This window comes from Pseudanabaena sp. FACHB-2040 (assembly GCF_014696715.1).
GTDB lineage: Bacteria > Cyanobacteriota > Cyanobacteriia > Phormidesmidales > Phormidesmidaceae > JACVSF01.
The window spans coordinates 1-20,946 of sequence record NZ_JACJQO010000019.1 but is presented as its reverse complement, the minus strand read 5'-3'; the positions used below and the strand labels follow the sequence as shown (position 1 = coordinate 20,946).

Genomic DNA, 20,946 nt, shown 5'->3' with positions numbered 1-20,946 from the left:
GGGGGATGTTTGCCCAATGTCTCTAGCCCGCTATCTTGGAATCAATGCCTGCTGAGGAGCCGCTATGCAGCCTGATGATTCAGCTTTTTCGGAAAACCCGTCTAGCCCTGAACGTAACCTAGGCCCGAAAAATAACCCGAACCCGGACAATAGACTAGGCCCGAAAAATGAACTGGGCTGTGAGGAAGCACGAAAGCCTGCTGCTGGCAGAGTTCCCTATCGACGGCGAGAGCTGCCTGTGGTGGATCGGGTGCTGCTGTTTTTATCGGATATGGGTGCGCTGTGGCGGCGGGGACTGCGGGGGGTGCGATCGCAACTGCCCCCCAACTGGCAGGCGCAGCTACCCGACGAAATCCTTACGGCCATCTTTTTGGGGGTGCTGTTTCTGCTGCTGGCCCTTTGGAACCCTCTGGGCGGCGCTCAACCCGCGACAGTAACTGAGCCAGCAAGTGAGCCAGCAGCTTCTGATACGGCCTCTGGGGCGGCTTCTGGGGCGACCGAGGAGGCTCTGGAAGTCTCCCCAGAGCAGTCCTTAATTGCCGATATTCAAGAGCAGGTTGCCGACATCACTCAGACCTATGCTGCTGGCCTAATTCAGTCGGTGCAGGCTAACTTTCAGCAAGGGTCATTGCGGGTTGATCTGGGACCAGAGTGGTATGACCTAGTGCGATCGCAGCAAGAACAGCTGGCCCAGGATCTCTATCAGCGAGCCCAAGAACTGACTTTCAGCAAGCTATACCTGTTCGCTGGCGAGGCAACGCTAGTAGCCCGCGATCCGGTTGTGGGATCCCGAATGGTTATTTTGCAGCGATCTCTTAACTCAGGCCTGACTAATTAGAATCTCGGGGTACCAGCCTGCCGCTATCGCTGACTTGGTAAGCCTCGCCGATGTAGCCCGTGTGGTTATAAAGAATTTGGTGAGTTAGCTGATCTAGTCTATTGCTGTCGCCCATTTTAGGCCGGTGGTAGGCTTTGATGGCCGCTTCAATACCCAGTTCTGAGATGCGATTGTGAAGCACTTCATCATTGCTGCCCAGATAGGCATTGCGAGCAATTGGGTCTTGCCAAAACGTCATCAGTACCGAGTAGGGAATGCCGCCCAGAGTAACTAGATTAGTTGCAAATAAAACTGCCCAAACGGCTCCCAAAAACGAAGCTCCCAGCAGGGTCGTCAGGACAACCGGGAGTTTGGGCTTTGGCTGCTTAGGAATAGGGGGAACGTAACCCATCTTTAAAACAGTATTTCCGATCAGTGTTTTCGTTTGGTGTTTCGTGAAGCCAATGACCGCTTTTGAGCCAGGGCAACAGAACCTTTGTGCCAAGAAAAACTGGACACGGGCCTGATACTTTTCCTGGCCATAACTGTATCTTGATTCCGGGTAATTACGCAAAATTTCTAGTGCCCCAGAATCAGGCAGAAAAATCTGCGTAAATTCCCGCTTGCTGGGGCTTTTGTCGATCCTGCTGCTGCCTTGATCTCGTCAGGATTTCATTTCGGTTCATAGAAACTTTAAACAGGCGGCAGCATACCCAGGGTGAGGTTGGCGGTGAGCCACTTCCCTTACCATTGCTGGATAGACTGCCTGAATGGGACTACGAGGTAGGCGTGTAGGGGCCAGTTTTGTCCGCAGCGGCAGAAAACGGCTGCATCACTTGCCAAAGAGCATCGGGAGAATCTACCTGAAAAGCTTGGATGCCGATGCTTCTAGCGACTTCTACGTTGCGCCTGCCGTCGTCGAAAAAGACGATGTTTTCGGGGTCTGTTCCTAAGGCTTTGATGACATGGTGAAAAATCTGCTCGTCAGGCTTCATCAGGCCGATCTGAAAAGAGAGAAACAGTTGATCAAAAGGGTCGAAAAAGCCATACCGGGACTGGAGCTTTTCGTAATGGGCTGGGTTGGTATTGGATAGCAGAGATAGGTGAAAGTCTTGCTTGAGCGCTGCCAAAACAGTCTGACAGTTTGGCATGGGCGCTTGCACAACCTGCAGAAATTCACTCATAAGATGCTCTGCAGAGACTGATAAGTCAAACTCTGCGATGAATGCCTGGGCAAACTCGGCAAAATCGATTTGGCCAGTTTCAAAGGCGAGGGTGCTGGCTGCGGTAACCCACAGGTGGTGCAGTTCATCTAGAGAAATTGGCTGGCCCAGCAGAGCTGCTACCCGCTGCTGCCATTCGATCTGCACTAAAACTCCGCCCATATCCGATACGATGTGGCTCACCATCCGGCCTTGCCTCCAGCGTTGTGGCTCTCTGCACACTCTAACGGGCAGAATCTATTTCGTCTGCTGTATGGCCCTTGAGAAGGCCAGCAACCCAGCTACAGGTGAGCAGACCTACGCCCTTAGAGAGAGTAGGCCTGCCCTGCTCCAGGGGCACAGTGCTGGGTTAGCGCAGCTCAGCGAGAACTTTACCCATTGTCTCTAGCAGCGTGTCTACGTTTTCTGGATTGCTGTTGTAGCCCATCAGGCCAACGCGCCAGACTTTTCCGGCTAGGTCGCCTAGGCCGCCGCCCACTTCGATGTTGTAGTCGTTTAGCAAAGTGCGGCTAACGGCTTTGGCGTCGATGCCGTCGGGCACTCGTACCGTGGTCAGGGTCGGCAGCCGCAGATCTCGATCGACGTGGCAGTTTAGCCCCAAATCTTGCAGGCCATCCCAGAGCTTTTCCGCGGTTTGCTGGTGGCGCTGCCAGCGGGCGGCCAGCCCTTCTTCTGCTACTAGCCTCAAGGCTTCTCGAATGGCGTAGGTCATGTTGACTGGGGCCGTGTGGTGATAGACCCTGTCCGATCCCCAGTATTTCTTCAGCAGTGAGGCATCTAGGTACCAGTTGGCAACGGGGGTTTGGCGACGATCTAGCTTTGCGATCGCACGCTCGTTCATGGTGAACGGCGACATTCCTGGCGGGCAGCTCAACCCTTTTTGGCTGCAGCTATAGGCTAAGTCAACCTTCCAATCGTCTAGATAAATTGGCACCCCGCCCAGGCTGGTCACCGTATCGACAATCAGCAAACAGTCAAACTCCCGGCACAGGTCGCCTATGCCCTCCAGCGGCTGGCGTACCCCAGTTGATGTCTCGGCATGTACCAATGCCAGCACCTGGGGCCGGTGCTGCTCCATCGCCGCTCGCAGCTCGACCAGGGTAAATGCCTCACCCCAAGGCCGGGTAATCGTGCTGACCGCCGCCCCGTAACGACCGGCCATATCGACTAGACGATGGCCAAAATAGCCCTTCACGCCCACCAGTACCCGATCGCCCGGTTCAACAACATTGGCTAGCGTGGCCTCCATCGCTGCCGACCCTGTTCCTGGCACCGGATAGGTCATCTGGTTATCGGTCTGCCAGGCGTAGCGCAACAGCTCCTGTACCTCATCCATCAGCTTCAGATAGGCCGGATCGAGGTGGCCAATGGGCTGACGGTTCATTGCTGCGAGCACGGTGGGATCGGCGTTGGAGGGGCCAGGCCCTAGCAGCAGGCGCTCAGGCACTGTCAGTGGTGCTAGGGGCAGGTGATGGGCTTCATTAACTGCCCGATTGGATACAGAAAAGGCTGTTGTCATAGCTAAAAATAAACTGCAGGTTTAAGGTCAGGTTCCCCCTATTCTCTAACGCCGGGGGGACAGGCTGCTGGCGGCACTGGCAAAACCCCTGGTGGGTGGCGGGTGTAGTCTAACCCTGGCTGTAGCGCCTAGATCTGCTGGGGCAGCCAGACTAAAAAGACTGTGCCTGCCGCTTTGGCTTGGGCTAAGCTCTCTGGCACTAAGCCGCTGGTGCTGGCCGGGCTAAACAGCGTGATGTGGCCGCCCATTTCTTGGATTAAATCGTGTGCGATCGCAAGTCCCAAGCCTGTTCCCGGAGTTGTGCCTGCTGCCTGCACCCCGCGATAGTGCCGCTCAAAGATTCGGGCCTGATCGCTTTGGGGAATGCCCGGCCCAGTGTCGCCAATGGCAATACCTTGATAGGTTCGCTCTGCCTCTTCCTGAAATAAACCAGCCAAAAGCCACACAGCTGCGCCCTTTGGAGAATACTTCAGAGCGTTGTCCAGCAAATTGCTCACAACCTCACGCAAGGCCCCTTTATCGCCCCACACGGCAGGCAAGTTCTCTGGAATTGCCGCGCAGACACGAATTTGCTTGTCTTCGGCAACAGCATTAGCAGAAATTAACAGCGGCTTTAGAACGTCAGCCCACTGCAAGGGAGCCGTTCTCAGAGCTGTGCCCAGAGTCGCGCTGGGCAAACTTCGTGCTGGTTCATCGCCCTCTTCGCCATCTTGGAAGCGGGGATAGCTCTCCTCTGTAGCAGCCCCCTCTAGCGACAGCGGCAGCGGCAGTGGGGCCGCTGCTGGCAGCGCCAAAACAGCATTCTCAGGCGGGTGCTCACTCGCCTCTAGGTCGGCATCCCCTACAGCGACGGCATCATCAAAATTCTGAATCAGGTCCTGCAGCCGCTCACTTTCTCGCACAATCCCCTCAGCGATGGACTGATTGACATCACCTGCCTGGATGCGCTTAAGCAGCAGCTTGCCAAAAGTTCGCATGGCAGTCAGCGGATTGCGAAACTGATGTAGCAGATCGTGAAAGGTTTCTGACTGGTAGCTCTGAGTCAGCTGCTTACGCTGCAGCCGCTGCTCTAGCCACTGCCCACGCTGGTCCATTACTCTAGCTAGAGTCAGCGTATCGGCAATGCGCTCAGCCTGCTGCCGCTCCTCCACCTGCCAGGGATGCCCGTCTCGTGTGCTCACCAACACACCCAAAACTAGACCCTCATGGGCCATAGGGAGCACCAGCTGATGCTCAGAAGCTAGATCCGAGGCCTGCGCCTGAAACTTAGGTTCACTGGCTCCGCAGCTCGTGCTTAGCCTCAAAGTAAAGTTCTCCTGCGACTTCTCAGGTATTGACCCAGCAGGCATCGGCCAACTAGGAGGAGTCTCTATTGGCTCAAGCTGCTCAGGGTCAGGCAACTCTGCTCCCGGCAGCAGTTTTACTCCCGTCGCCTGCTGCCAATCTGCAGCACTCCAGCTTGGGGGCAGCTCTGGGTGGGCAACCACAGGCACCAGTGTAGGGCTGGGGTGGTCTGCCGTTCGCTCGGTCAGATAAATAACGGTCGAGGTCGCTCCCAGGGATTGGGTCAGGAGCGCCACCTGAGATCGGCAAAGGGCAACAAATTCAGAGCTGGCAGGCAAAATCATCAACAGCGATTGACGGACAAGTAACTATAAAAAAATAAATTTTTGTCAAATTTTTAACGTTTTGTTCAAGCAATCCCCCTCAAAATGCCTGCTAAAGTGGCTCAAAACAAGGCTTGTAAAGGGTTATCTCAACATTTTTAAGAGAAGTTGAAATTCTTATTTTGACCCGATATACTTTCCTGGGTTCATAAAATTTGTAACCACCACTACATCTGAAATTAAATATTCTGAGTAGCAACACGAGAGGAGGTAGGCGGTTTGGCACGGAGACGTAAGCGTAAGAGTCGGCGGCGGCTAGAGGGACGTCGAATTTTAGAGGCTGTCCCTCAGTATAGTATCGAGAGTGGCAATGAAAAACCGGTGACTGCCGCGCGTAACTTCATTCATTCCGAGGGTATCGCACCCCCGGCACTGCTTTTAGTTAAGCGCAATGAGCACACCACTGACCGCTATTTTTGGGCAGAGAAAGGCCTGTTTGGCGCGCAGTACGTTGAGGAAAACCACTTCCTTTTTCCTAGCCTGCGCGTTCTTCTAGGAGAAGAAGAAGATCTGCCCATCATGGGAGGCTCTAGCCGTTAATTGACGGTCTGTATGAACCCGCGCAAGGGATGGTTTCTTAGCTGAAACCATCCCTTTGTGTTTTCTAAGGTTAGAGCAACCTCTTGGGTTCTGAGGAGATATGCTTAGCGAGCAAGCCTAAAGAGACAGAGCCTGCTTCAGGGCAGCTAACTCATCCCGGTGGGCAACCACCGTCATTTTGCTATGGCTAGCCGCATCGAGGGCCTCTGGCTCAACCTTCATCAGCACCTGCTCTTCTCGGCCCGCCCGTCGCCAGTAAAAAAGCCCGGCCCCAGGGGCTGCTAGCAGTAAAACGGAAAAAAGAGAGCCGTAGTCGGGCAGGAGAATTGCTAGCACCAGCGCTAAGCAGCTTGCTCCAATTGCCGCCATGCTCGATAGAAAAATGGCCAAAAAGAGGCTGGGTCGAACAAAGCCTTTAAAGGTGATTTGATGGGCTGCTAAATTGCTGTCAGCAACCTGGTAGGCCCGGCTTTCAAAGTAGGTTTGCAGGTCGCTTTGCAGCGTCTCAGGCGTTTTTGCCACTGTTACTTGCAGGGTTTCGGTGCGATCCTTGGTAGCAGCTCGAATAAAGAAAAATAACCCCACCATGAGCAGCAGGGTCAGGAGAAAAGTTGAGGATAGGACGGTATTGGTCACCTGACGTGGCTACCTTGTATCGAGTACATTTCTAGCCTACGCAAGAATGACTGCTTCAGGTAGTTATGGCAAGTAAAGAGGCCGGGAAATGGGCGAGATAAGCCTGATTCATCAGGCTGAAGCCATTACTTCAATTACCCTGCCCCCCCTTACCGCTAGGGTGATGCCAGCACGCGATCAGCCTCAAAGACGACCTCCCGGCACCGCTTCCCCATATATCTCTCCCACAGTTCGGCCAGTTCCTCTGACTGGAGCCGCCAGTCGGGGTTGAGTCGATACATCCGTCTTGGTCGGCCGCGCCCTTCCACCTTCTTCCAATAACCGTCAATTGCTTTCTCGTCCTCCAGGAACTTAAGCGCACCGTAGAGAACCGTATCTGATAGACGGTAGTCAGTATACTTTTGGGCCAGTACTTGAATGAGCTCGGTGCCGTAGGAGTCTTGCTGCAAGAGCACAGCCAAAACATAGCAAACCGCCAGTTCTTTGTTTAAATAAATCGGGGGTGGGTCCTCGAAGAACTGATAAATATCTTCAAATTTCATAGGATTGCTCCAAATGTTTTTTTGCTGTGTCTCGCTATCTGGATCGAGGCAAGATGCCTGCTCCATTGGCGAAAACCGATTATTACCATTTGAAAAAATCAGTTCCTGCTCAATTCCCCTAGGGGTAAGTCATAGAAGACTTACAGCCAGAACAAGTCGCCAATCTCAGCAGAAACCGACAGAGCAAAAGATGCCCTGAGTCCCCCAAAAAACGGAAAGGCAATCAACACTTAAATGTGTGAGTCAATTCTAAACACATCCGATCCGTTTAGCGGATAACTGGGTGTATATGGTAACTATCTGCAAATTTTTTTAGAGTTTGTTAAATTTCTGCCGACAGAGATAATTTAATTCTCCTGAAATTGGCTGCTTAATCTGCATCCAGCAGCCCCGGAAACGACAGAATGGGGCCTGTTTCGAAGATCACAACACCATTACGAGTGGCTAACAGCTCAATTTGAATCGGCCCCGTTGTAAAGATAGGGCTGGCAGCAATGGTCTGAAGTTCCAGCGGTTGCCCGTAGGTTTTGACCGATTCTAGGAAACTCAGTAGGCTTTCTGTGCGATTGTCAGCGATTTGTACAGCGGTGCCGACAATGCCATCTTGGCGAGCTCGAAATTGGGTGGCCGCAATCAACAGGTTCAGCCGTTCTACCAGTTCACGGTCAGTTGCCCCGGCATTTTCTAGCTGGGTGCTGGCTAGGCGCTCTCCGGCTTGATACACCAGTCGGTTAGGCGCTGCATCTACAAAAACTTGAACGCAGGGTGCTTCGTTGCTAGCGACACAGGGTTCTCCAATGACGTAGTTGGCGGCGGAAAGCACCTGGATAACGTACTCCTGCCCATCACTTAAGCGGTCGATTAATCTTTCGACTTCGCGCGTTTCAATTGAGATCACCTGGCGATCGGTGGGGGTGCCGGGGGCGATGCGCTGCAGGGCGGTGCGATTAGCTTCGAAGAGTAGTCGGGTGATGACTTGAGTGGCTTCGTTTGAGTTATCAACTTGAATTACACCACTGACGAGTTCCTGGTTGCGGCCTAGCGCAATATTGCCGCGAAAGAGTCCTTGGTACTGGCGCTCTAGATCGGCGACCTGCTGGCTTAAGAACTGCTGCTGGGTTTCGAGTTGGGCTAGCAGCTGTTCTCGCTGTGCGATCGCAACATCGCGCTCGGCAATCTCCTGGTCGCGCTCCGCAATCTGGGCCTGAATGCTCTCTTGCTGGCGCTGTAGGTTCTCTCGTTCTACGCGTAGGCTCTCAATCTCACTCCGCAGCCCGGTCGCCTGCTGGGAGACAGAGGACAGCTGGCTGCGGGTCTGCTGCAGTTGCCCCTCGGTGGTCTGCTGCTGCTGGCGCGTTTGCTGCAGCTGTTCCTCAGTGGTTTGCTGCTGCTCCCGAGCAGCCTGCAGCGATCGGTTGATTTCCTGTAGTCGTTCCCTGGCCCGTTCTCGCTCTGTCGTTGCTGAGGCAAGCTCATCTTCGACTTCATCCTGCTCACGCTGGGCTCGCTCTAGCTGGTTTTGGGCCTGAGCCAAGTCATCTTGAATCTTGCCTAGCTCAAAAACGCCCGTACGAAGCTGGCTGCTAACGCTAAACAGCAGGGTCAGCGTTGAGGCAGAGATGATGCTGCCGGTCGCGATGCTAACTAGCGTTGCGGTCTGCCGGGGCCGTAGGTTAAACAGGCTGAGCCGGGCTTTGCCTACCTTTGTGCCAATGCGATCGCCCAGGGTAGCGATCACGCCACCCAGCAGCAAAACGGCAACAATAAGCACGTATCCGGAGCCCATTCGCCCGCCCCATGCAGTTCAGATACACTCTACTGCATGGCCTTGACCCTAAGTGAACTGTTGGCTGAGATTCACCGGATCGTGCACAGTAATCTTCTTCTTGTGGATCGAGATCATGCCTTCCTGACGCAGATCCCCCAGCAGCCGGGTGACGGTAACCCGAGTGGAGCCAATGGCTTCAGCGATCGCCTGGTGGGATAGCTTGAGATCAATGGTGATGCCCTCTTGGCTAGGCAGCCCAAAATCGCGGCAGAGAATCAGCAGGAAGCTCACCAAGCGCGAACCCATGTCCCGGTGGGCCAAAGTCTCAATCATCATTTCGGTCTGCAAGATTCGGGAAGACAAGCCCCGCAGCATCAGCAGCGCCAACTCAGGATTTTCCTCCAGCGCCTGCTCAACCTGCTCAATAGGAACAGACAACAGCTCTACAGGGGTAAAGGCAACGGCGTGATAAAACCGATCAGAGCGGTTGCCCGTAATCAGAGAAAGCACACCAAAGACACTGTTTTCCCGCAGCAGCGCTACCGTGATCTCTTCTCCGGCCTCGTAGACCCGGGACAGCTTGACGGCCCCTTTTACCAAAAAATAAACTCTTTCCGCTGGATCACCAGGGAAGAAAATGGTCTTTCCTCGCTCATACGCCTCCACCACAGGAGGAAAGGCTCCTCCAGAGAGTTGCCGAAAGACGTTGGCAAGTGGCCTGTCTTGAGTCACTACCATATAAGCTCGCTACAACTGCCCAAAAAACCAGCCTGAAGAGAACTCAAACTAACCTTCGTCAATTCCGAACGCAAAGCGCCTAGCCCCAGCCGACAGTTTAGGCTTCGACCGCTGACCCCGCCTGCAATGCACTGAAGCTTATCGATAAGCCTAATGCAAGCGTTCTATGACTTTAGAACACTTAACCTTAACTGTGATTTTCACGTTTGTATAACAAATCACTTTATCGACCCAATCTCTCTCAATGATTGAAGTTTTTTCCCATATCTTGGGGCGCGGGGAGGGGGAGACGCGGGATTGGGAGGAAGACGGACGCGGGGAGACGCGAGGACACAGGGAGCAGAGAAGAGAGCTAGAGGAAATATAGAGATGCGTTCTGCGAGTATCTGATTATTGTGGTGGGTCGCGCTGCGCTTATCAACCCACAGGATTCTTGCCCTTACTTACCCATCTACCCATTCACTCCCACATTTCCGCGTCCTTCTCCCAATCCCGACAAAAAAAGTCGGGATTCATTGATCTGATTTGTGCCGCGTGTTACTATTCGCCAAGCTTTGATATAAAACTGCTCCTGTTGTTTAGCTACGGCGTAAATTCATGACCCAGGCAATTGATCGGCTGATTTCTACTGGCCAGACCTTTACTGCTCTGAAGTGTAAAGAGTGTGGTGAGACCTACGAACTAGGAGCCAAGCACGTCTGTGAAGATGTTTGCTTTGGGCCACTCGAGGTGGTCTACGATTACGACGAGATTCGCCGTCGGGTGACTCGCGAAACCATTCAGGCTGGCCCTAACTCTATCTGGCGCTACCGGCACTTTTTGCCTGTGACTTCGGAGCAGCCTATTGATGTCGGTACTGGTATGACGCCATTGGTGCGGGCTAACCGATTGGCTCGCCGCTTGGGCCTGAAGCGTCTCTTTATTAAGAATGACGCAGTGAACATGCCCACCCTAAGCTTCAAGGATCGGGTGGTGTCGGTAGCGCTGACACGGGCGCAAGAGTTGGGCTTCTCCACTGTTTCTTGTGCCAGTACGGGCAACTTGGCGAATTCGACGGCTGCGATCGCAGCCCATGCCGGTCTCGACTGCTGCGTCTTCATCCCGGCTGATCTGGAAGCTGGCAAAGTTCTGGGTACGCTGATCTACGCGCCTACGGTGATGGCGGTCCACGGCAACTATGACCAGGTCAATCGTCTCTGCTCTGAAGTGGCCAACACCCACGGCTGGGGCTTTGTCAACATCAACTTGCGCCCCTACTATTCCGAAGGCTCTAAGACGCTGGGCTATGAAGTGGCTGAGCAGTTAGGCTGGCAGCTGCCTGACCACATCGTTGCGCCTCTAGCCTCTGGCTCTTTGTTCACCAAGATCTACAAAGGCTTCCAGGAATTTGTGAAGGTCGGTTTGGTAGAGGACAAGGCAGTGCGCTTTAGCGGGGCTCAAGCTGAAGGCTGCTCGCCTATTGCTCAAGCCTACAAGGAAGGCCGCGACTTCATCTCTCCTGTCAAGCCCAACACCATTGCCAAGTCTATTGCTATCGGCAACCCAGCAGACGGCGTTTACGCGCTAGAACTCGCTCGCAAGACCAACGGCAGTATCGAGTCTGTGACCGATGCCGAAGTGATAGACGGCATCAAGCTGCTGGCTGAAACCGAGGGCATCTTCACCGAAACCGCTGGCGGTACCACGGTTGCAGTGCTGCAGAAGCTGGTAGAAGCGGGCAAGATTGATCCCGAAGAAACCACTGTGGTCTACATCACCGGAAACGGTCTCAAGACCCAAGAGGCGGTTAATGGCTACATCGGTGAACCTCTGACCATCGAACCTAAGCTAGAGAGCTTCGAGCGCGCGCTAGAGCGGGCTCGTACCCTCGGTCGGCTGGAGTGGCAGCAGGTGACTGTCTAAGGTCTCTAAACCAGACCAAACTAGACCAACCTAAATTCAACCCTGAGCGTATCAATTCCCAATCGTTAAATCACTGCAATGGCCGTTAAAGTTCTGATTCCTACCCCCCTGCAAAAGTTCACTAACAATCAGGCTGCTCTGGACTGTGAGGGCGGCTCTATTGTTGAACTGCTCGACACCCTAGAGCAAAACTGCCCTGGCATCAAAGCCCGGCTCTGTGATGACCAGGGTGAGCTGCGCCGCTTCGTCAATTTCTATGTCAACAGCGAAGACATTCGCTTCCTAGAGGGCAAAGATACACCGCTCAAGGATGGCGATGAAGTGAGCATTGTCCCTGCCGTAGCTGGGGGCTAAGCCACAGGGGGCTTAGTTTAGATCTGGGGTGTTGCTATCTCGGAGCAACTGTAGCTGAGCAATTAGTATCAAAGCAAAAAAGGTGCGTTAGCCCAGGCTGACGCACCTTTTCCTTTAGCGACTCAGGTGATCCCTGGCTAATGGCTGGAACCTGTGGGATCAATCCAAACAATCTGCCGCTGGTTGGGCGACTCCCAACCACTCTGCTCCCGCATGACGTTGCCAGCCTGACGCGGGTCAAAATAGCGGCTAAAGTCTGATCGAAGTTGGGACGCTTCGGCTTCAGCAACGGCAACAGCGGTCTGAACCTTATGCAGTTCCTGCCGCTGGGCCTGGGTGTAGGGAGCAATTCGTACCAGAGATGTCACGGCGGCACAGGCCAGCACTCCGTTGACCAGCAGTTTGGCGCTGAGCTCAAGTAAAAGCCCTTTTTCTGTCTGAGGCGGGCGAGGGCGACGGCGAGGAATCTGTCTGCGGACGCGCACTGGACGACGGCGGGGACGTGCGGTCTCTGGAGGGGAGTAGGGCGTATACATGCCAGCGGTAACAGAAGATTAGGGATGGCCAGGTTTAGAGAGACTTAGCCGCTCTCAAGGTAGCCTTCATTATGGAGGATAACCGTGAAATCGTTACGGTATTTTGACCTCAATATCCCGTATTTTTTGCAACACTGGCCTACCGTATAAAAGCTATTTCATTAAAAAACTCCTGAGCCAAGAAACGACTCAGGAGAGGCTATAGTTGAGACTTTTTACTTTGGCAGAACAGACTCACAAGAGTCTGCTCGCCAAAGTAATGAGCTACTTATAGAGTTCGGTAGACAGGCGGAAAGCGAGAATACCGGGAATCAGAGCGACGACCAGAGCAATATAAACCTGGGTATCGGAAATAGACATAATTAAACCAGTCCCTAAACAACAGTGCACTTAGGCTTGGAACTCATTTTTCACTAAGATCAGGAGCCCCGCAGGCAATAACGGCATATCTGTTACAGAGCTTAATGTCTGCCGAAGACCGCAGTAATGCCCCTACAAGCCTGTTCAAACCCGCTGCAAAGTTTGACCTTAGGACAACCCAGGTTTAATCAATCTGCTTTACCATAACAGTTCAAGCCAAGGAGTTATGTAGGCAGGCAAATTTGGAAACGACTCGCCCTCTCAGAACTCAGTTTGAACGGCAACTGTTGCGGGTTCAGCGGGATTTGTTTCGGATGGGGGCGCTGGTAGAGCATTCTTGTGTACTGGCGCGCGATGCGCTGTGCGATCGCAACCTTGAAGCAGCTCAGCAGCTCGTTTCCCACGACAAGCACATTGATCAGCTCTACCGCCAGATTGAGCTCGACTGCATCAACCTGCTGCTGCTGCAGGCTCCTGTTTCAGAAGATATGCGTCGCATCAGCGCCTTTATGCAAATGGTGCGCGACCTAGAGCGAATCGGCGACTATGCCAAAGACATTGGCGAAGCTAGCGTCAAGATTTTTCCCTACCCAGTGCACCCGGCAATGGGCCGTATCCAAACAATGCTAGATCGCTGCCGCTCAATGGTAGCTATGTGTTTGATGGCGCTCTCTAATATGGATGCCGAGTGCGGGCTAGATATCAAGAGAAAAGACGATGCCGTAGACGATGACTACGAAGAACTCTACGAACTGTTAGCCCATCAGCGAGACATTGAGACGGTCGGCGGCATAGAACCCATTGTGCTGTTGGTGCTAGTCATTCGCTATCTAGAGCGAATTGCTGACCATGCTACCAATGTGGGCAAGCGAGTTGCCTATATTGTCACCGGAGAGCGCAGCTAGGCGTAGCAATTCTTTACAAAATATTGACAGAAAGGTTTGACAGGGCTCATTCCCTGCGAAACTATAGAGTAGGGCAGTTGCCGACCCGAGTTGGAAGGCTGCTGCTGCGGGTGAAGTAGAATCTACTGGGCCTGATGGTTGAATCGGTCAGTATTCTCTAGTGCCTGCGTCCTATAGCGCCTGAAGGCTTGTAGAATTGCGGCATCTCACCTGCTCTGTCGATCAGGCTTGCTAGTGTTGCTCTACTCATCGATTCTTGAGCGGTAAATCCTCTCGGCTCAAGGTGCATTCGATAAGGGGGCTTGGGTCTCTAGCGTCTTCAAGAGCCGCTGCAGCCAGGTCTCCAGGCAGGCTATCACCGCTGGCTCTAGGACGTGCCTTGGGGACTCCCTAGGGTGACTCAACGGGTGCCCGATACCTTAACGACAACTGGGCCACCCATCGCCAGGTTTTCCTAAGCTCTGGCGCTCATCAGATCGAAACATCGGATCGAAACATTGGAAGGACTGATCGCTACATGGAATTCTCGATCGCGGCATTACTGGCTAATTTTTCAGGAGATAAGCTCCTCACTCTCAAAAACCTGGAAAAGAAGCTCAACTGTCAGGATGAAACCAGTCTCCGAGATTTGCAGATTGCTGTTGATGCCCTAGAGCGAATCGGCGTTCTGGTAAAAGAGCGGGGCAAATACCGACGCATTTCAGAAGAGGGCGTCATCGAGGGTAAATTGCGCTGCTCCAGTAAAGGGTTTTGTTTTGCGATTCAGGATGAAGAGGGGGCCGAGGACGTCTATATCCGAGAAAGCCAGCTCAACACAGCCTGGAATGGCGATCGGGTGCTGGTTAAGGTCACTAAAGACGGCAGCCGCCGCCGCAGCCCGGAGGGAGAAGTCAAGCTGATTCTAGAGCGGGCCAACGCTTCAGTTTTGGCTCGTGTAAAAGCTGAGGAAGACGATTACAAGGCTGTACCCCTAGATGACCGACTTCTGTTTGAGCTGTTTCTAGATGCTAATGGCCTAGATCTCAAAGAAGCCGTAGACCAGCTGGCCCATGTCGAGGTGGTGCGCTATCCTCTGGGCCAAAATCCGCCTCGAGGTCGGGTAGCCCAGGTACTCGGTACCGATGCCGAAGCCGCTTCTGATATTGATATCGTTTTCTGCAAACACGACTTGCCCCGAGAGTTTCCAGAACTGGTGGAAATAGCGGCTAAAACGCTGCCCACCCGAGTTCGCAAAGCCGATCTAAAAGACCGTATGGACCTGCGCGATCGGCTGACTGTAACCCTTGATGGCCCCAAGGCCCGCGTGATTGACGATGCCCTTTCCCTAGAAAAAGGGGAAGACGGCAACTGGCGCTTAGGGGTTCACATTTCAGATGTGGCCTACTACATTCCAACTCAATCGCCGATTGATCAAGAGGCCCTCAAGCGGGGCACCTCGGTGTACTTGGGTGATGAGGTGATTCCCATGCTGCCTCAGCCCCTGTCGGGCTCCCTCTGCTCTCTAGTAGAAGGAAAAGAGCGGCTGGCCATTTCCGTACTGGTGACCCTAGATGAGACGGGTCAGGTGCTGGAATATCAGATTCAGCCCACCGTGGTGCAGGTAGATCACCATCTAAACTACCAGCAGGCTCAGGCCGTGTTGGAGCGGGAAAACCCCGATACCCTCGGCCAACTTGGGGTAAAACCCAAAGATCTAAAGGCTCTCGAACCTGCCTTTGAGCTGCTAGAAAACCTGTTTAAGTTGAGCCAGGCGGTCAAGCAGCAGAGGTTTCAGCGCGGATCGTTTGAGCTAAACCTGCCTGAGTCAGACTTTCCTCTAGAGGCGGGAGAACAGACCGCTAAATACGGCTCTCCCAAGTTCCAGTACGATGACGAGGGTCTGCTGGGAGTTATGGTGGTTTCTTCCCTGCTGCCCGCCCGCACGATTGTGACTGAGTTTATGCTGCTGGCCAATCAGCTGGTAGCGGCTCATCTCAAAGCGCTGAGCGTGCCTGCGATCTACCGGCTGCACCGCACCCCCGATGCCGCTGATGTGCAGGAGCTGATCAAGCTGGTAGAAAACATGGACATTATCCTGTCCCTAGAGAACGAAGAGACGATTCAACCCAAGGACTACCAGCGGTTTGTCGAGCAGTTTGCCAGCTCCAACTCTGAGAAAATTCTCACCTACTTGCTGCTGGAAACCTTTAAGCCCGCGTTTTATAGTGCCCATCCTGATATTCACTTTGGTTTGGCGCTGACCGATGGTTATACTCACTTTGCGTCTCCCACCCGGCGCTACCCCGATCTGTTCATCCATCGGGTGCTACACGCCTTGTTTGAGCATGGTCGGGATCGCCGCTCAACCCGTTCAAAGGATCGGGTAAATCTACGGCATAGCTCCTGCCACGGTGAGATTCAGTGGAATGTGCTGCCGCCAGACATTCAGCACGATCTAGAAGACATGATCTCGCGGATTGTGGTGCATCTGACGGAGCGCGAGCGGCTGGCTCAAGAGGCCGAGTCGGATCTAGAGGGGCTGAAGAAAGCTGAGTTTATGCGATCGCACACCGGCGAAGTCTTCCACGGCCTGATCACCGGGGTGCAGTCCTACGGCTTCTTTGTCGAAATTGAAGAGCTGCTGGTAGAAGGACTGGTCCACGTCAGTTCCCTAAAAGACGACTGGTATGAGTACCGCTCCCGCCAGCAAAAGCTGGTAGGCCGCAAGAACCGCAAGCAGTATCGCCTGGGCGACACCGTTGAGGTGCAGGTCAAGAGCGTTGACTACTACCGCCAGCAGATTGATTTAGTGGCTGTGGGCGGCGGCAGCGAGGCCAGCGATGACGACGAGGAAGAGTTTACCAACGGCTTTGCCGAAGACGGCCAAGATGAGGGGAATGGCAACGAAGAGGGCAATGGCTTTGACGAAAGCGAATAAGCTTTTGCCGAGGCAGCCACTTCTATGAATGCCCTCTCAAAGCCCTTGATTGTGGGCATCACTGGAGCCTCTGGGCTGATCTACGCTGTCCACACGATCAAACACCTGCTGACAGCCAGCTATGCCGTAGAGGTGGTTGCCTCTAAGGCGGTGCAGATGGTGTGGCAGGCTGAGCAGGGCATCCGGATGCCGCTGGAGCCGCTGAAGCAGGAGAGCTTTTGGCGGCTCCAGGCAGATGTGCCAACTGCGGGAACGCTGCGCTGCCATCCCTTTGGTGATGTGGGGGCAACCCTGGCTAGCGGCTCCTTTCGCACGGCTGGAATGCTGATCATTCCCTGCAGTATGAGCACGGTTGGCAAGTTGGCGGCGGGGCTAAGCTCTGACTTGCTGGAGCGAGCCGCCGATGTGCAGCTCAAGGAGGGGCGCAAGCTGGTGCTGGTTCCCCGCGAGACGCCTTTTAGCCTGATTCATCTGCGCAACCTGACGGCTTTGGCTGAAGCTGGTGCCCGAATTGTCCCAGCGATTCCGGCCTGGTATCACCAGCCCAAAACTATTGAAGATCTAGTCGATTTTGTTGTTGCCCGCGCCTTGGATCAGTTTGAGATTGATTGCGTTCCTCTGAAGCGATGGCAGGGGCATCTGGGTTCTGATACGCCCGGTCTATAAAACGGGGAGGAGCGCGGAGAAGCCGGGGAGATGCGGGGAAGGAGATAGGGGGATAGAGACATAGGGGTGCAGCTTTAGGTGTGGGTAGTGGGGTTTCGTACAATGGACAGGGCAAGCAAAAGGCAGTGGTCTATGGCAACTCCCCGTCTTCTGACTCTTCTCCTGCTGCTGGTAGCTATAGGGCTGCTGGCCTGGCAGAATCCATCTCCAGCTGTGCCTTTGAGGTTTTTGGGGCTGCAAACTCAGCCCTATCCTTTGGCAGTTTGGCTGGTCGGTGCGATCGCACTGGGGTCGCTCTCCACCGTTTTTCTGTCTAGCCTGATGACAATGAGCAGTGGTGCTGGCCCGAATCGGCGCTCGCCCAATCGCTTTGGTCGCCGCATTCCCTATGATCCCACGGCTGCTACTCCCGGATCTGCTGAAGCCAGAACTGCCTCTGGCCGATCCCCTGAACCGCGCCCGAGCCGTCCTGAGGCAGACGGAGAGTGGGGCGAGTGGACCAACTTGCAATCGCCCGGCCAGTGGGAAGATTGGAGCGATCGACCTGCTTCCTCAGATCGTCCCCCAAACCGCCCATCAGCTCCCTCATCGGCTCAGCCCAATCGTCCCAGCTGGTGGGGTCGCAACCGAGCAGAAGCTCAGACCCAGCAGGTAAACGAGTCCTGGCAGGAGATCTCAGATGGCTGGAATGAGCTAGAGGATGTGCGCTATCGGGCCAGAGGCGTGAGCCCAGTAGAAGATGCGCTAGATGATCTAGACGAAGGCTGGGACGAGGCCGGAAACTCCCCCCGGCGAGATTTTGAGGTGGGCCAGTCCCCTAAACGAGTTTACCGAGACGGCTCTATCTACTCCTATAGCTACCGCGAGCCTGAGCACCCCGACCGGGGCAGAGCCGATGATGTGTATGGCCCCCCCGACGAAGATGCAGAAACCTGGGAACCCCCCCAGGATCGGCGCGGTATGGAATGGGTTGATCCTGGCTATGCCGCTGATGAAGCCGAAGACGATAACCAGAACCCCGACGACCTGAGAGACCCCAAGCTAGGGCCTGATGGCGTCGTCGATGCGGATTTCCGGGTCATTGTTCCGCCCTACCGCCCCTTGGAGATAACTCCAGATAACGGTTCTGATGATGACGATGAGGATTGGGTTGGTGAAATTCCAGAGCGGTAGTTGGTAGTTGGGTGGGTGGCAGGGGGGACGCAGGGACGCAGGGAAAAGAAGATACGGAAGATAGGGGGCAGAAAATCCCCTAGGTTGGTGTCAAGCGCAGCGCGGCCCAACACTCCAACCGTAGATCCTGCAACTCATACATCAAACGTGGATTCTGTAACTCATTAACTTCCCTCATCTTCCTTAACTCCCCCTTCCTCATCCCCTCCTGCTCCCTCACGCGTTTTCTATTTGTTCAAGCAACTCAGCAAACCATGACCAACTCTGACTTTCTCAAAGGAACTAACCTCTACCTGATCGGCATGATGGGTGCGGGCAAGAGCACCACCGGCATGCGGCTGGCGCGCGATCTGGGCTATCGCTTTTTTGATACCGATGCCCTGATCGAGAAGGCAATGGGCCAAAGTGTAGCTGAGATTTTTGAGGCTCAGGGAGAAGCTGATTTTCGGCAGATGGAAACGCAGGTGCTGTCACAGCTGGCGGCCTATACTCGGCTGGTAGTGGCGACCGGGGGCGGTATTGTGACGCAGCAGATGAACTGGAGTTACCTACAGCATGGGGTGGTGATCTGGCTGGATGTGCCTTTGAATCTGCTGGAGCAGCGTCTACAGGGAGATATCGGGCGACCTCTGCTGCAGCGACCAGACTGGCCGCAAACGCTGCAGACCTTGCAAAGCCAGCGAGAACCGCTCTACGCTCAGGCTGATCTGCGGCTGACGGTGGCGGCGGGAGAAGATGAGGCTGCGATCGCAACCCGCCTTTTAACTCTGTTGCAGCAGCGAGTTGAGGAAGATCAGCAGGAGCGGTTGCCCAACGAGTAGCCTGATAAACTACAGGGATGGCTGACGCCAGCCTCACTTCACACGCATTTCTGCACCTCACTTCAGCACACCCTATGGCTCAGTTTACGCCCACCCCGAAAAAAGAATTGACCCAGGCAGAAGCTGCCGACCGCGTTCAGATTCTTAGCGAGGCGCTGCCCTACATTCAGCAGTTTCGGGGTCGCACGGTGGTCGTTAAGTATGGCGGCGCAGCCATGAAAGACGGCAGCCTCAAAGCCGACGTCATCCGCGATATTGTGTTTATGTCTTGTGTGGGTATTCGGCCCGTGGTGGTGCATGGGGGCGGGCCTGAAATCAACACCTGGCTTGCCAAGCTAGGCATTGAACCGCAGTTTAAAGATGGTCTGCGAGTTACCGATGCGCCCACAATGGACGTCGTGGAGATGGTATTGGTAGGCCGGGTTAACAAAGAACTGGTTTCTCTCATTAATCAGTCGGGCGGGCAGGCCATCGGCCTCTGCGGCAAAGACGGCAACCTAATTACTGCTCGGCCCCAAGGCAATGAAGATATTGGCTTTGTCGGTGAGGTGAGCAGCATCGACGCCCAGATCCTCAAGTCTCTAGTCGAAGCGGGCTACATTCCAATTGTCTCTAGCGTTGCCGCCGACGAAAAGGGCCAGGCTTACAACATCAATGCCGACACGGTAGCAGGCGAGATTGCCGCCTCTCTAGGAGCTGAGAAACTGATCTTGCTGACCGATACCCGAGGCATTTTGCGCGACTACAAAGATGCCTCAACCCTGATTCATAAGCTGGATATTCAGCAGGCCCGCGAGCTGATCGATAGCGGTGTCGTCGCTGGCGGCATGATTCCTAAAGTCAACTGCTGTGTGCGGTCCCTGGCTCAAGGGGTAGGAGCGGCTCATATTATTGACGGTCGCGTACCCCACGCCCTGCTGCTAGAGATCTTTAGCGATCTCGGCATTGGCTCTATGCTGGTCGCCTCAGAATTTAGGGCTTAACTGTTTAACAAGAGAACAGCTCTCGTAAGTCGGTGTTCGGCGCAGCGCGCCCCAACCCCTGCAAAGCTGTGGGGCTTTCTTTAGTGAAAACGCTGATCGCGAAGTGGGGATTTGCGATCGCATTTTCGTATCGCTAATGAAACGCAAGCTACGCCATACCAGTAGCCTGGGTCGTTGGGGTGGAGCAATCTGGCTTAAGGGGAAAAGATTTTTCTCAGGCTGTTTACAAAACTTCACTTTGACCTTAACATTGAGACATACATAAGTTACAGCTTTCGTCCTTTACAGAATCCTGCACTTATATCTCATGACTACAACACTTCAACAGCGCTCTAGCGCCAACCTGTGGGAGCAGTTCTGCCAGTGGGTGACCAGCACCGACAACCGCCTCTACATTGGCTGGTTCGGCGTACTAATGATCCCCACTCTGCTAGCTGCAACCGCTTGCTTCGTAATCGCCTTCATCGCTGCTCCTCCTGTTGACATCGACGGTATCCGTGAGCCTGTTGCGGGTTCTCTGATGTACGGCAACAACATCATCTCTGGTGCTGTTGTGCCTTCTTCCAACGCCATCGGCCTGCACTTCTACCCCATCTGGGAAGCAGCTTCTGTCGATGAGTGGCTCTACAACGGTGGCCCTTACCAACTGGTCATCTTCCACTTCTTGATCGGTGTATTCGCATACATGGGTCGTGAATGGGAACTGAGCTACCGCCTCGGCATGCGCCCTTGGATCTGCGTTGCTTACTCTGCCCCTGTAGCAGCGGCTTCTGCAGTCTTCCTGATCTATCCTCTGGGTCAAGGCTCCTTCTCTGACGGCATGCCTCTGGGCATCTCGGGCACCTTCAACTTCATGCTGGTGTTCCAGGCTGAGCACAA

At 54.3% G+C, this 20,946-nt stretch carries 20 protein-coding genes and 1 pseudogene; 11 read left to right on the top strand and 10 right to left on the bottom strand.

Annotated features, from left to right (window positions below; genetic code table 11):
- The first annotated feature begins 64 nt into the window (after positions 1-64).
- Positions 65-838, top strand: a complete 774-nt coding sequence (locus H6G13_RS20185) for a hypothetical protein (RefSeq protein ID WP_190486185.1) — start codon at positions 65-67, stop codon at positions 836-838.
- On the opposite strand, the gene H6G13_RS20180 is transcribed toward H6G13_RS20185, so the two are convergent.
- The 4 genes from H6G13_RS20180 to H6G13_RS20165 form a co-directional block, all read right to left on the bottom strand.
- Complete coding sequence (locus tag H6G13_RS20180) at positions 831-1,229, bottom strand: hypothetical protein (protein WP_190486183.1); 399 nt, start codon at positions 1,227-1,229, stop codon at positions 831-833. The genes H6G13_RS20185 and H6G13_RS20180 overlap by 8 nt on opposite strands.
- A 364-nt stretch (positions 1,230-1,593) precedes the next feature.
- Positions 1,594-2,226: an HAD family phosphatase gene (locus H6G13_RS20175; protein ID WP_190486180.1), complete on the bottom strand. Its 633-nt coding sequence runs from the start codon at positions 2,224-2,226 to the stop codon at positions 1,594-1,596.
- 163 nt (positions 2,227-2,389) lie between these two features.
- Positions 2,390-3,559 (bottom strand): alanine--glyoxylate aminotransferase family protein, encoded by a 1,170-nt coding sequence (locus H6G13_RS20170; protein ID WP_190486178.1) that lies wholly within the window; start codon positions 3,557-3,559, stop codon positions 2,390-2,392.
- A 128-nt stretch (positions 3,560-3,687) separates the two neighbouring features.
- Positions 3,688-5,139: an ATP-binding protein gene (locus tag H6G13_RS20165; protein ID WP_206756533.1), complete on the bottom strand. Its 1,452-nt coding sequence runs from the start codon at positions 5,137-5,139 to the stop codon at positions 3,688-3,690.
- A gap of 306 nt (positions 5,140-5,445) precedes the next feature.
- Between H6G13_RS20165 and H6G13_RS20160 the strand changes: the two genes are divergently transcribed.
- Positions 5,446-5,766, top strand: coding sequence for a DUF3155 domain-containing protein (locus H6G13_RS20160; protein WP_190486174.1), 321 nt, complete (start codon positions 5,446-5,448; stop codon positions 5,764-5,766).
- A gap of 117 nt (positions 5,767-5,883) precedes the next feature.
- Here the strand turns inward: H6G13_RS20160 and H6G13_RS20155 are convergent, their stop codons facing one another.
- From H6G13_RS20155 to ntcA, 4 genes are all read right to left on the bottom strand, one after another.
- Positions 5,884-6,402 carry a cofactor assembly of complex C subunit B gene (locus H6G13_RS20155; RefSeq protein WP_190486172.1) on the bottom strand — a complete coding sequence of 173 codons (519 nt, stop codon included), beginning with the start codon at positions 6,400-6,402 and terminating at the stop codon, positions 5,884-5,886.
- 155 nt (positions 6,403-6,557) lie between these two features.
- The gene (locus H6G13_RS20150) at positions 6,558-6,944 is read right to left on the bottom strand and encodes a PadR family transcriptional regulator (protein WP_190486169.1); all 387 of its coding nucleotides are present in this window, start codon (positions 6,942-6,944) and stop codon (positions 6,558-6,560) included.
- 370 nt (positions 6,945-7,314) lie between these two features.
- On the bottom strand, positions 7,315-8,730 hold the full coding sequence (locus tag H6G13_RS20145; RefSeq protein ID WP_190486168.1) for a DUF3084 domain-containing protein: 1,416 nt from the start codon (positions 8,728-8,730) through the stop codon (positions 7,315-7,317).
- Positions 8,731-8,778: 48 nt separating this feature from the next.
- Positions 8,779-9,450: a global nitrogen regulator NtcA gene (gene ntcA, locus H6G13_RS20140; protein ID WP_190486165.1), complete on the bottom strand. Its 672-nt coding sequence runs from the start codon at positions 9,448-9,450 to the stop codon at positions 8,779-8,781.
- Between the two features lie 597 nt (positions 9,451-10,047).
- On the opposite strand from ntcA, the gene thrC reads away from it, so the two are divergent.
- Positions 10,048-11,352: a threonine synthase gene (gene thrC, locus H6G13_RS20135; protein WP_190486163.1), complete on the top strand. Its 1,305-nt coding sequence runs from the start codon at positions 10,048-10,050 to the stop codon at positions 11,350-11,352.
- Between the two features lie 78 nt (positions 11,353-11,430).
- Complete coding sequence (locus H6G13_RS20130) at positions 11,431-11,706, top strand: MoaD/ThiS family protein (protein ID WP_190486160.1); 276 nt, start codon at positions 11,431-11,433, stop codon at positions 11,704-11,706.
- A gap of 137 nt (positions 11,707-11,843) precedes the next feature.
- Here H6G13_RS20130 and H6G13_RS20125 read toward each other — a convergent pair whose 3' ends face one another.
- Positions 11,844-12,242, bottom strand: coding sequence for a hypothetical protein (locus H6G13_RS20125; RefSeq protein ID WP_190486158.1), 399 nt, complete (start codon positions 12,240-12,242; stop codon positions 11,844-11,846).
- A gap of 264 nt (positions 12,243-12,506) precedes the next feature.
- Complete coding sequence (gene psaM, locus H6G13_RS20120) at positions 12,507-12,602, bottom strand: photosystem I reaction center subunit XII (RefSeq protein WP_190486155.1); 96 nt, start codon at positions 12,600-12,602, stop codon at positions 12,507-12,509.
- 242 nt (positions 12,603-12,844) lie between these two features.
- Between psaM and phoU the strand changes: the two genes are divergently transcribed.
- The 7 genes and pseudogenes from phoU to H6G13_RS20085 all read left to right on the top strand — a co-directional run.
- Positions 12,845-13,507: a phosphate signaling complex protein PhoU gene (gene phoU, locus H6G13_RS20115; protein WP_190486153.1), complete on the top strand. Its 663-nt coding sequence runs from the start codon at positions 12,845-12,847 to the stop codon at positions 13,505-13,507.
- 517 nt (positions 13,508-14,024) lie between these two features.
- The gene (locus H6G13_RS20110) at positions 14,025-16,424 is read left to right on the top strand and encodes a ribonuclease R family protein (RefSeq protein ID WP_190486151.1); all 2,400 of its coding nucleotides are present in this window, start codon (positions 14,025-14,027) and stop codon (positions 16,422-16,424) included.
- A 24-nt stretch (positions 16,425-16,448) separates the two neighbouring features.
- A complete protein-coding gene (locus H6G13_RS20105) occupies positions 16,449-17,090 on the top strand; it encodes a flavin prenyltransferase UbiX (protein WP_190486149.1) in 642 nt (213 codons plus the stop codon).
- Positions 17,091-17,222: 132 nt separating this feature from the next.
- Positions 17,223-18,263: a hypothetical protein gene (locus H6G13_RS20100; protein ID WP_190486147.1), complete on the top strand. Its 1,041-nt coding sequence runs from the start codon at positions 17,223-17,225 to the stop codon at positions 18,261-18,263.
- Between the two features lie 254 nt (positions 18,264-18,517).
- Complete coding sequence (locus H6G13_RS20095; RefSeq protein ID WP_190486145.1) at positions 18,518-19,084, top strand: shikimate kinase; 567 nt, start codon at positions 18,518-18,520, stop codon at positions 19,082-19,084.
- A 74-nt stretch (positions 19,085-19,158) separates the two neighbouring features.
- Positions 19,159-20,067 (top strand): acetylglutamate kinase, encoded by a 909-nt coding sequence (argB, locus tag H6G13_RS20090; protein WP_190486144.1) that lies wholly within the window; start codon positions 19,159-19,161, stop codon positions 20,065-20,067.
- Between the two features lie 307 nt (positions 20,068-20,374).
- A pseudogene (locus H6G13_RS20085) lies at positions 20,375-20,946 on the top strand (photosystem II q(b) protein); the annotation flags it as partial.

Excerpts from the sequence above, each read along its gene's own strand:
- H6G13_RS20180 (WP_190486183.1), bottom strand. The coding sequence starts at position 1,229 with ATGGGTTACGTTCCCCCTATTCCTAAGCAGCCAAAGCCCAAACTCCCG.
- H6G13_RS20175 (WP_190486180.1), bottom strand. The coding sequence starts at position 2,226 with ATGGTGAGCCACATCGTATCGGATATGGGCGGAGTTTTAGTGCAGATC.
- H6G13_RS20110 (WP_190486151.1), top strand. The coding sequence starts at position 14,025 with ATGGAATTCTCGATCGCGGCATTACTGGCTAATTTTTCAGGAGATAAG.
- thrC (WP_190486163.1), top strand. The coding sequence starts at position 10,048 with ATGACCCAGGCAATTGATCGGCTGATTTCTACTGGCCAGACCTTTACT.
- H6G13_RS20095 (WP_190486145.1), top strand. The coding sequence starts at position 18,518 with ATGACCAACTCTGACTTTCTCAAAGGAACTAACCTCTACCTGATCGGC.
- H6G13_RS20105 (WP_190486149.1), top strand. The coding sequence starts at position 16,449 with ATGAATGCCCTCTCAAAGCCCTTGATTGTGGGCATCACTGGAGCCTCT.
- H6G13_RS20150 (WP_190486169.1), bottom strand. The coding sequence starts at position 6,944 with ATGAAATTTGAAGATATTTATCAGTTCTTCGAGGACCCACCCCCGATT.
- H6G13_RS20145 (WP_190486168.1), bottom strand. The coding sequence starts at position 8,730 with ATGGGCTCCGGATACGTGCTTATTGTTGCCGTTTTGCTGCTGGGTGGC.
- H6G13_RS20125 (WP_190486158.1), bottom strand. The coding sequence starts at position 12,242 with ATGTATACGCCCTACTCCCCTCCAGAGACCGCACGTCCCCGCCGTCGT.
- argB (WP_190486144.1), top strand. The coding sequence starts at position 19,159 with ATGGCTCAGTTTACGCCCACCCCGAAAAAAGAATTGACCCAGGCAGAA.
- psaM (WP_190486155.1), bottom strand. The coding sequence starts at position 12,602 with ATGTCTATTTCCGATACCCAGGTTTATATTGCTCTGGTCGTCGCTCTG.
- H6G13_RS20130 (WP_190486160.1), top strand. The coding sequence starts at position 11,431 with ATGGCCGTTAAAGTTCTGATTCCTACCCCCCTGCAAAAGTTCACTAAC.
- H6G13_RS20185 (WP_190486185.1), top strand. The coding sequence starts at position 65 with ATGCAGCCTGATGATTCAGCTTTTTCGGAAAACCCGTCTAGCCCTGAA.
- H6G13_RS20100 (WP_190486147.1), top strand. The coding sequence starts at position 17,223 with ATGGCAACTCCCCGTCTTCTGACTCTTCTCCTGCTGCTGGTAGCTATA.
- ntcA (WP_190486165.1), bottom strand. The coding sequence starts at position 9,450 with ATGGTAGTGACTCAAGACAGGCCACTTGCCAACGTCTTTCGGCAACTC.
- H6G13_RS20170 (WP_190486178.1), bottom strand. The coding sequence starts at position 3,559 with ATGACAACAGCCTTTTCTGTATCCAATCGGGCAGTTAATGAAGCCCAT.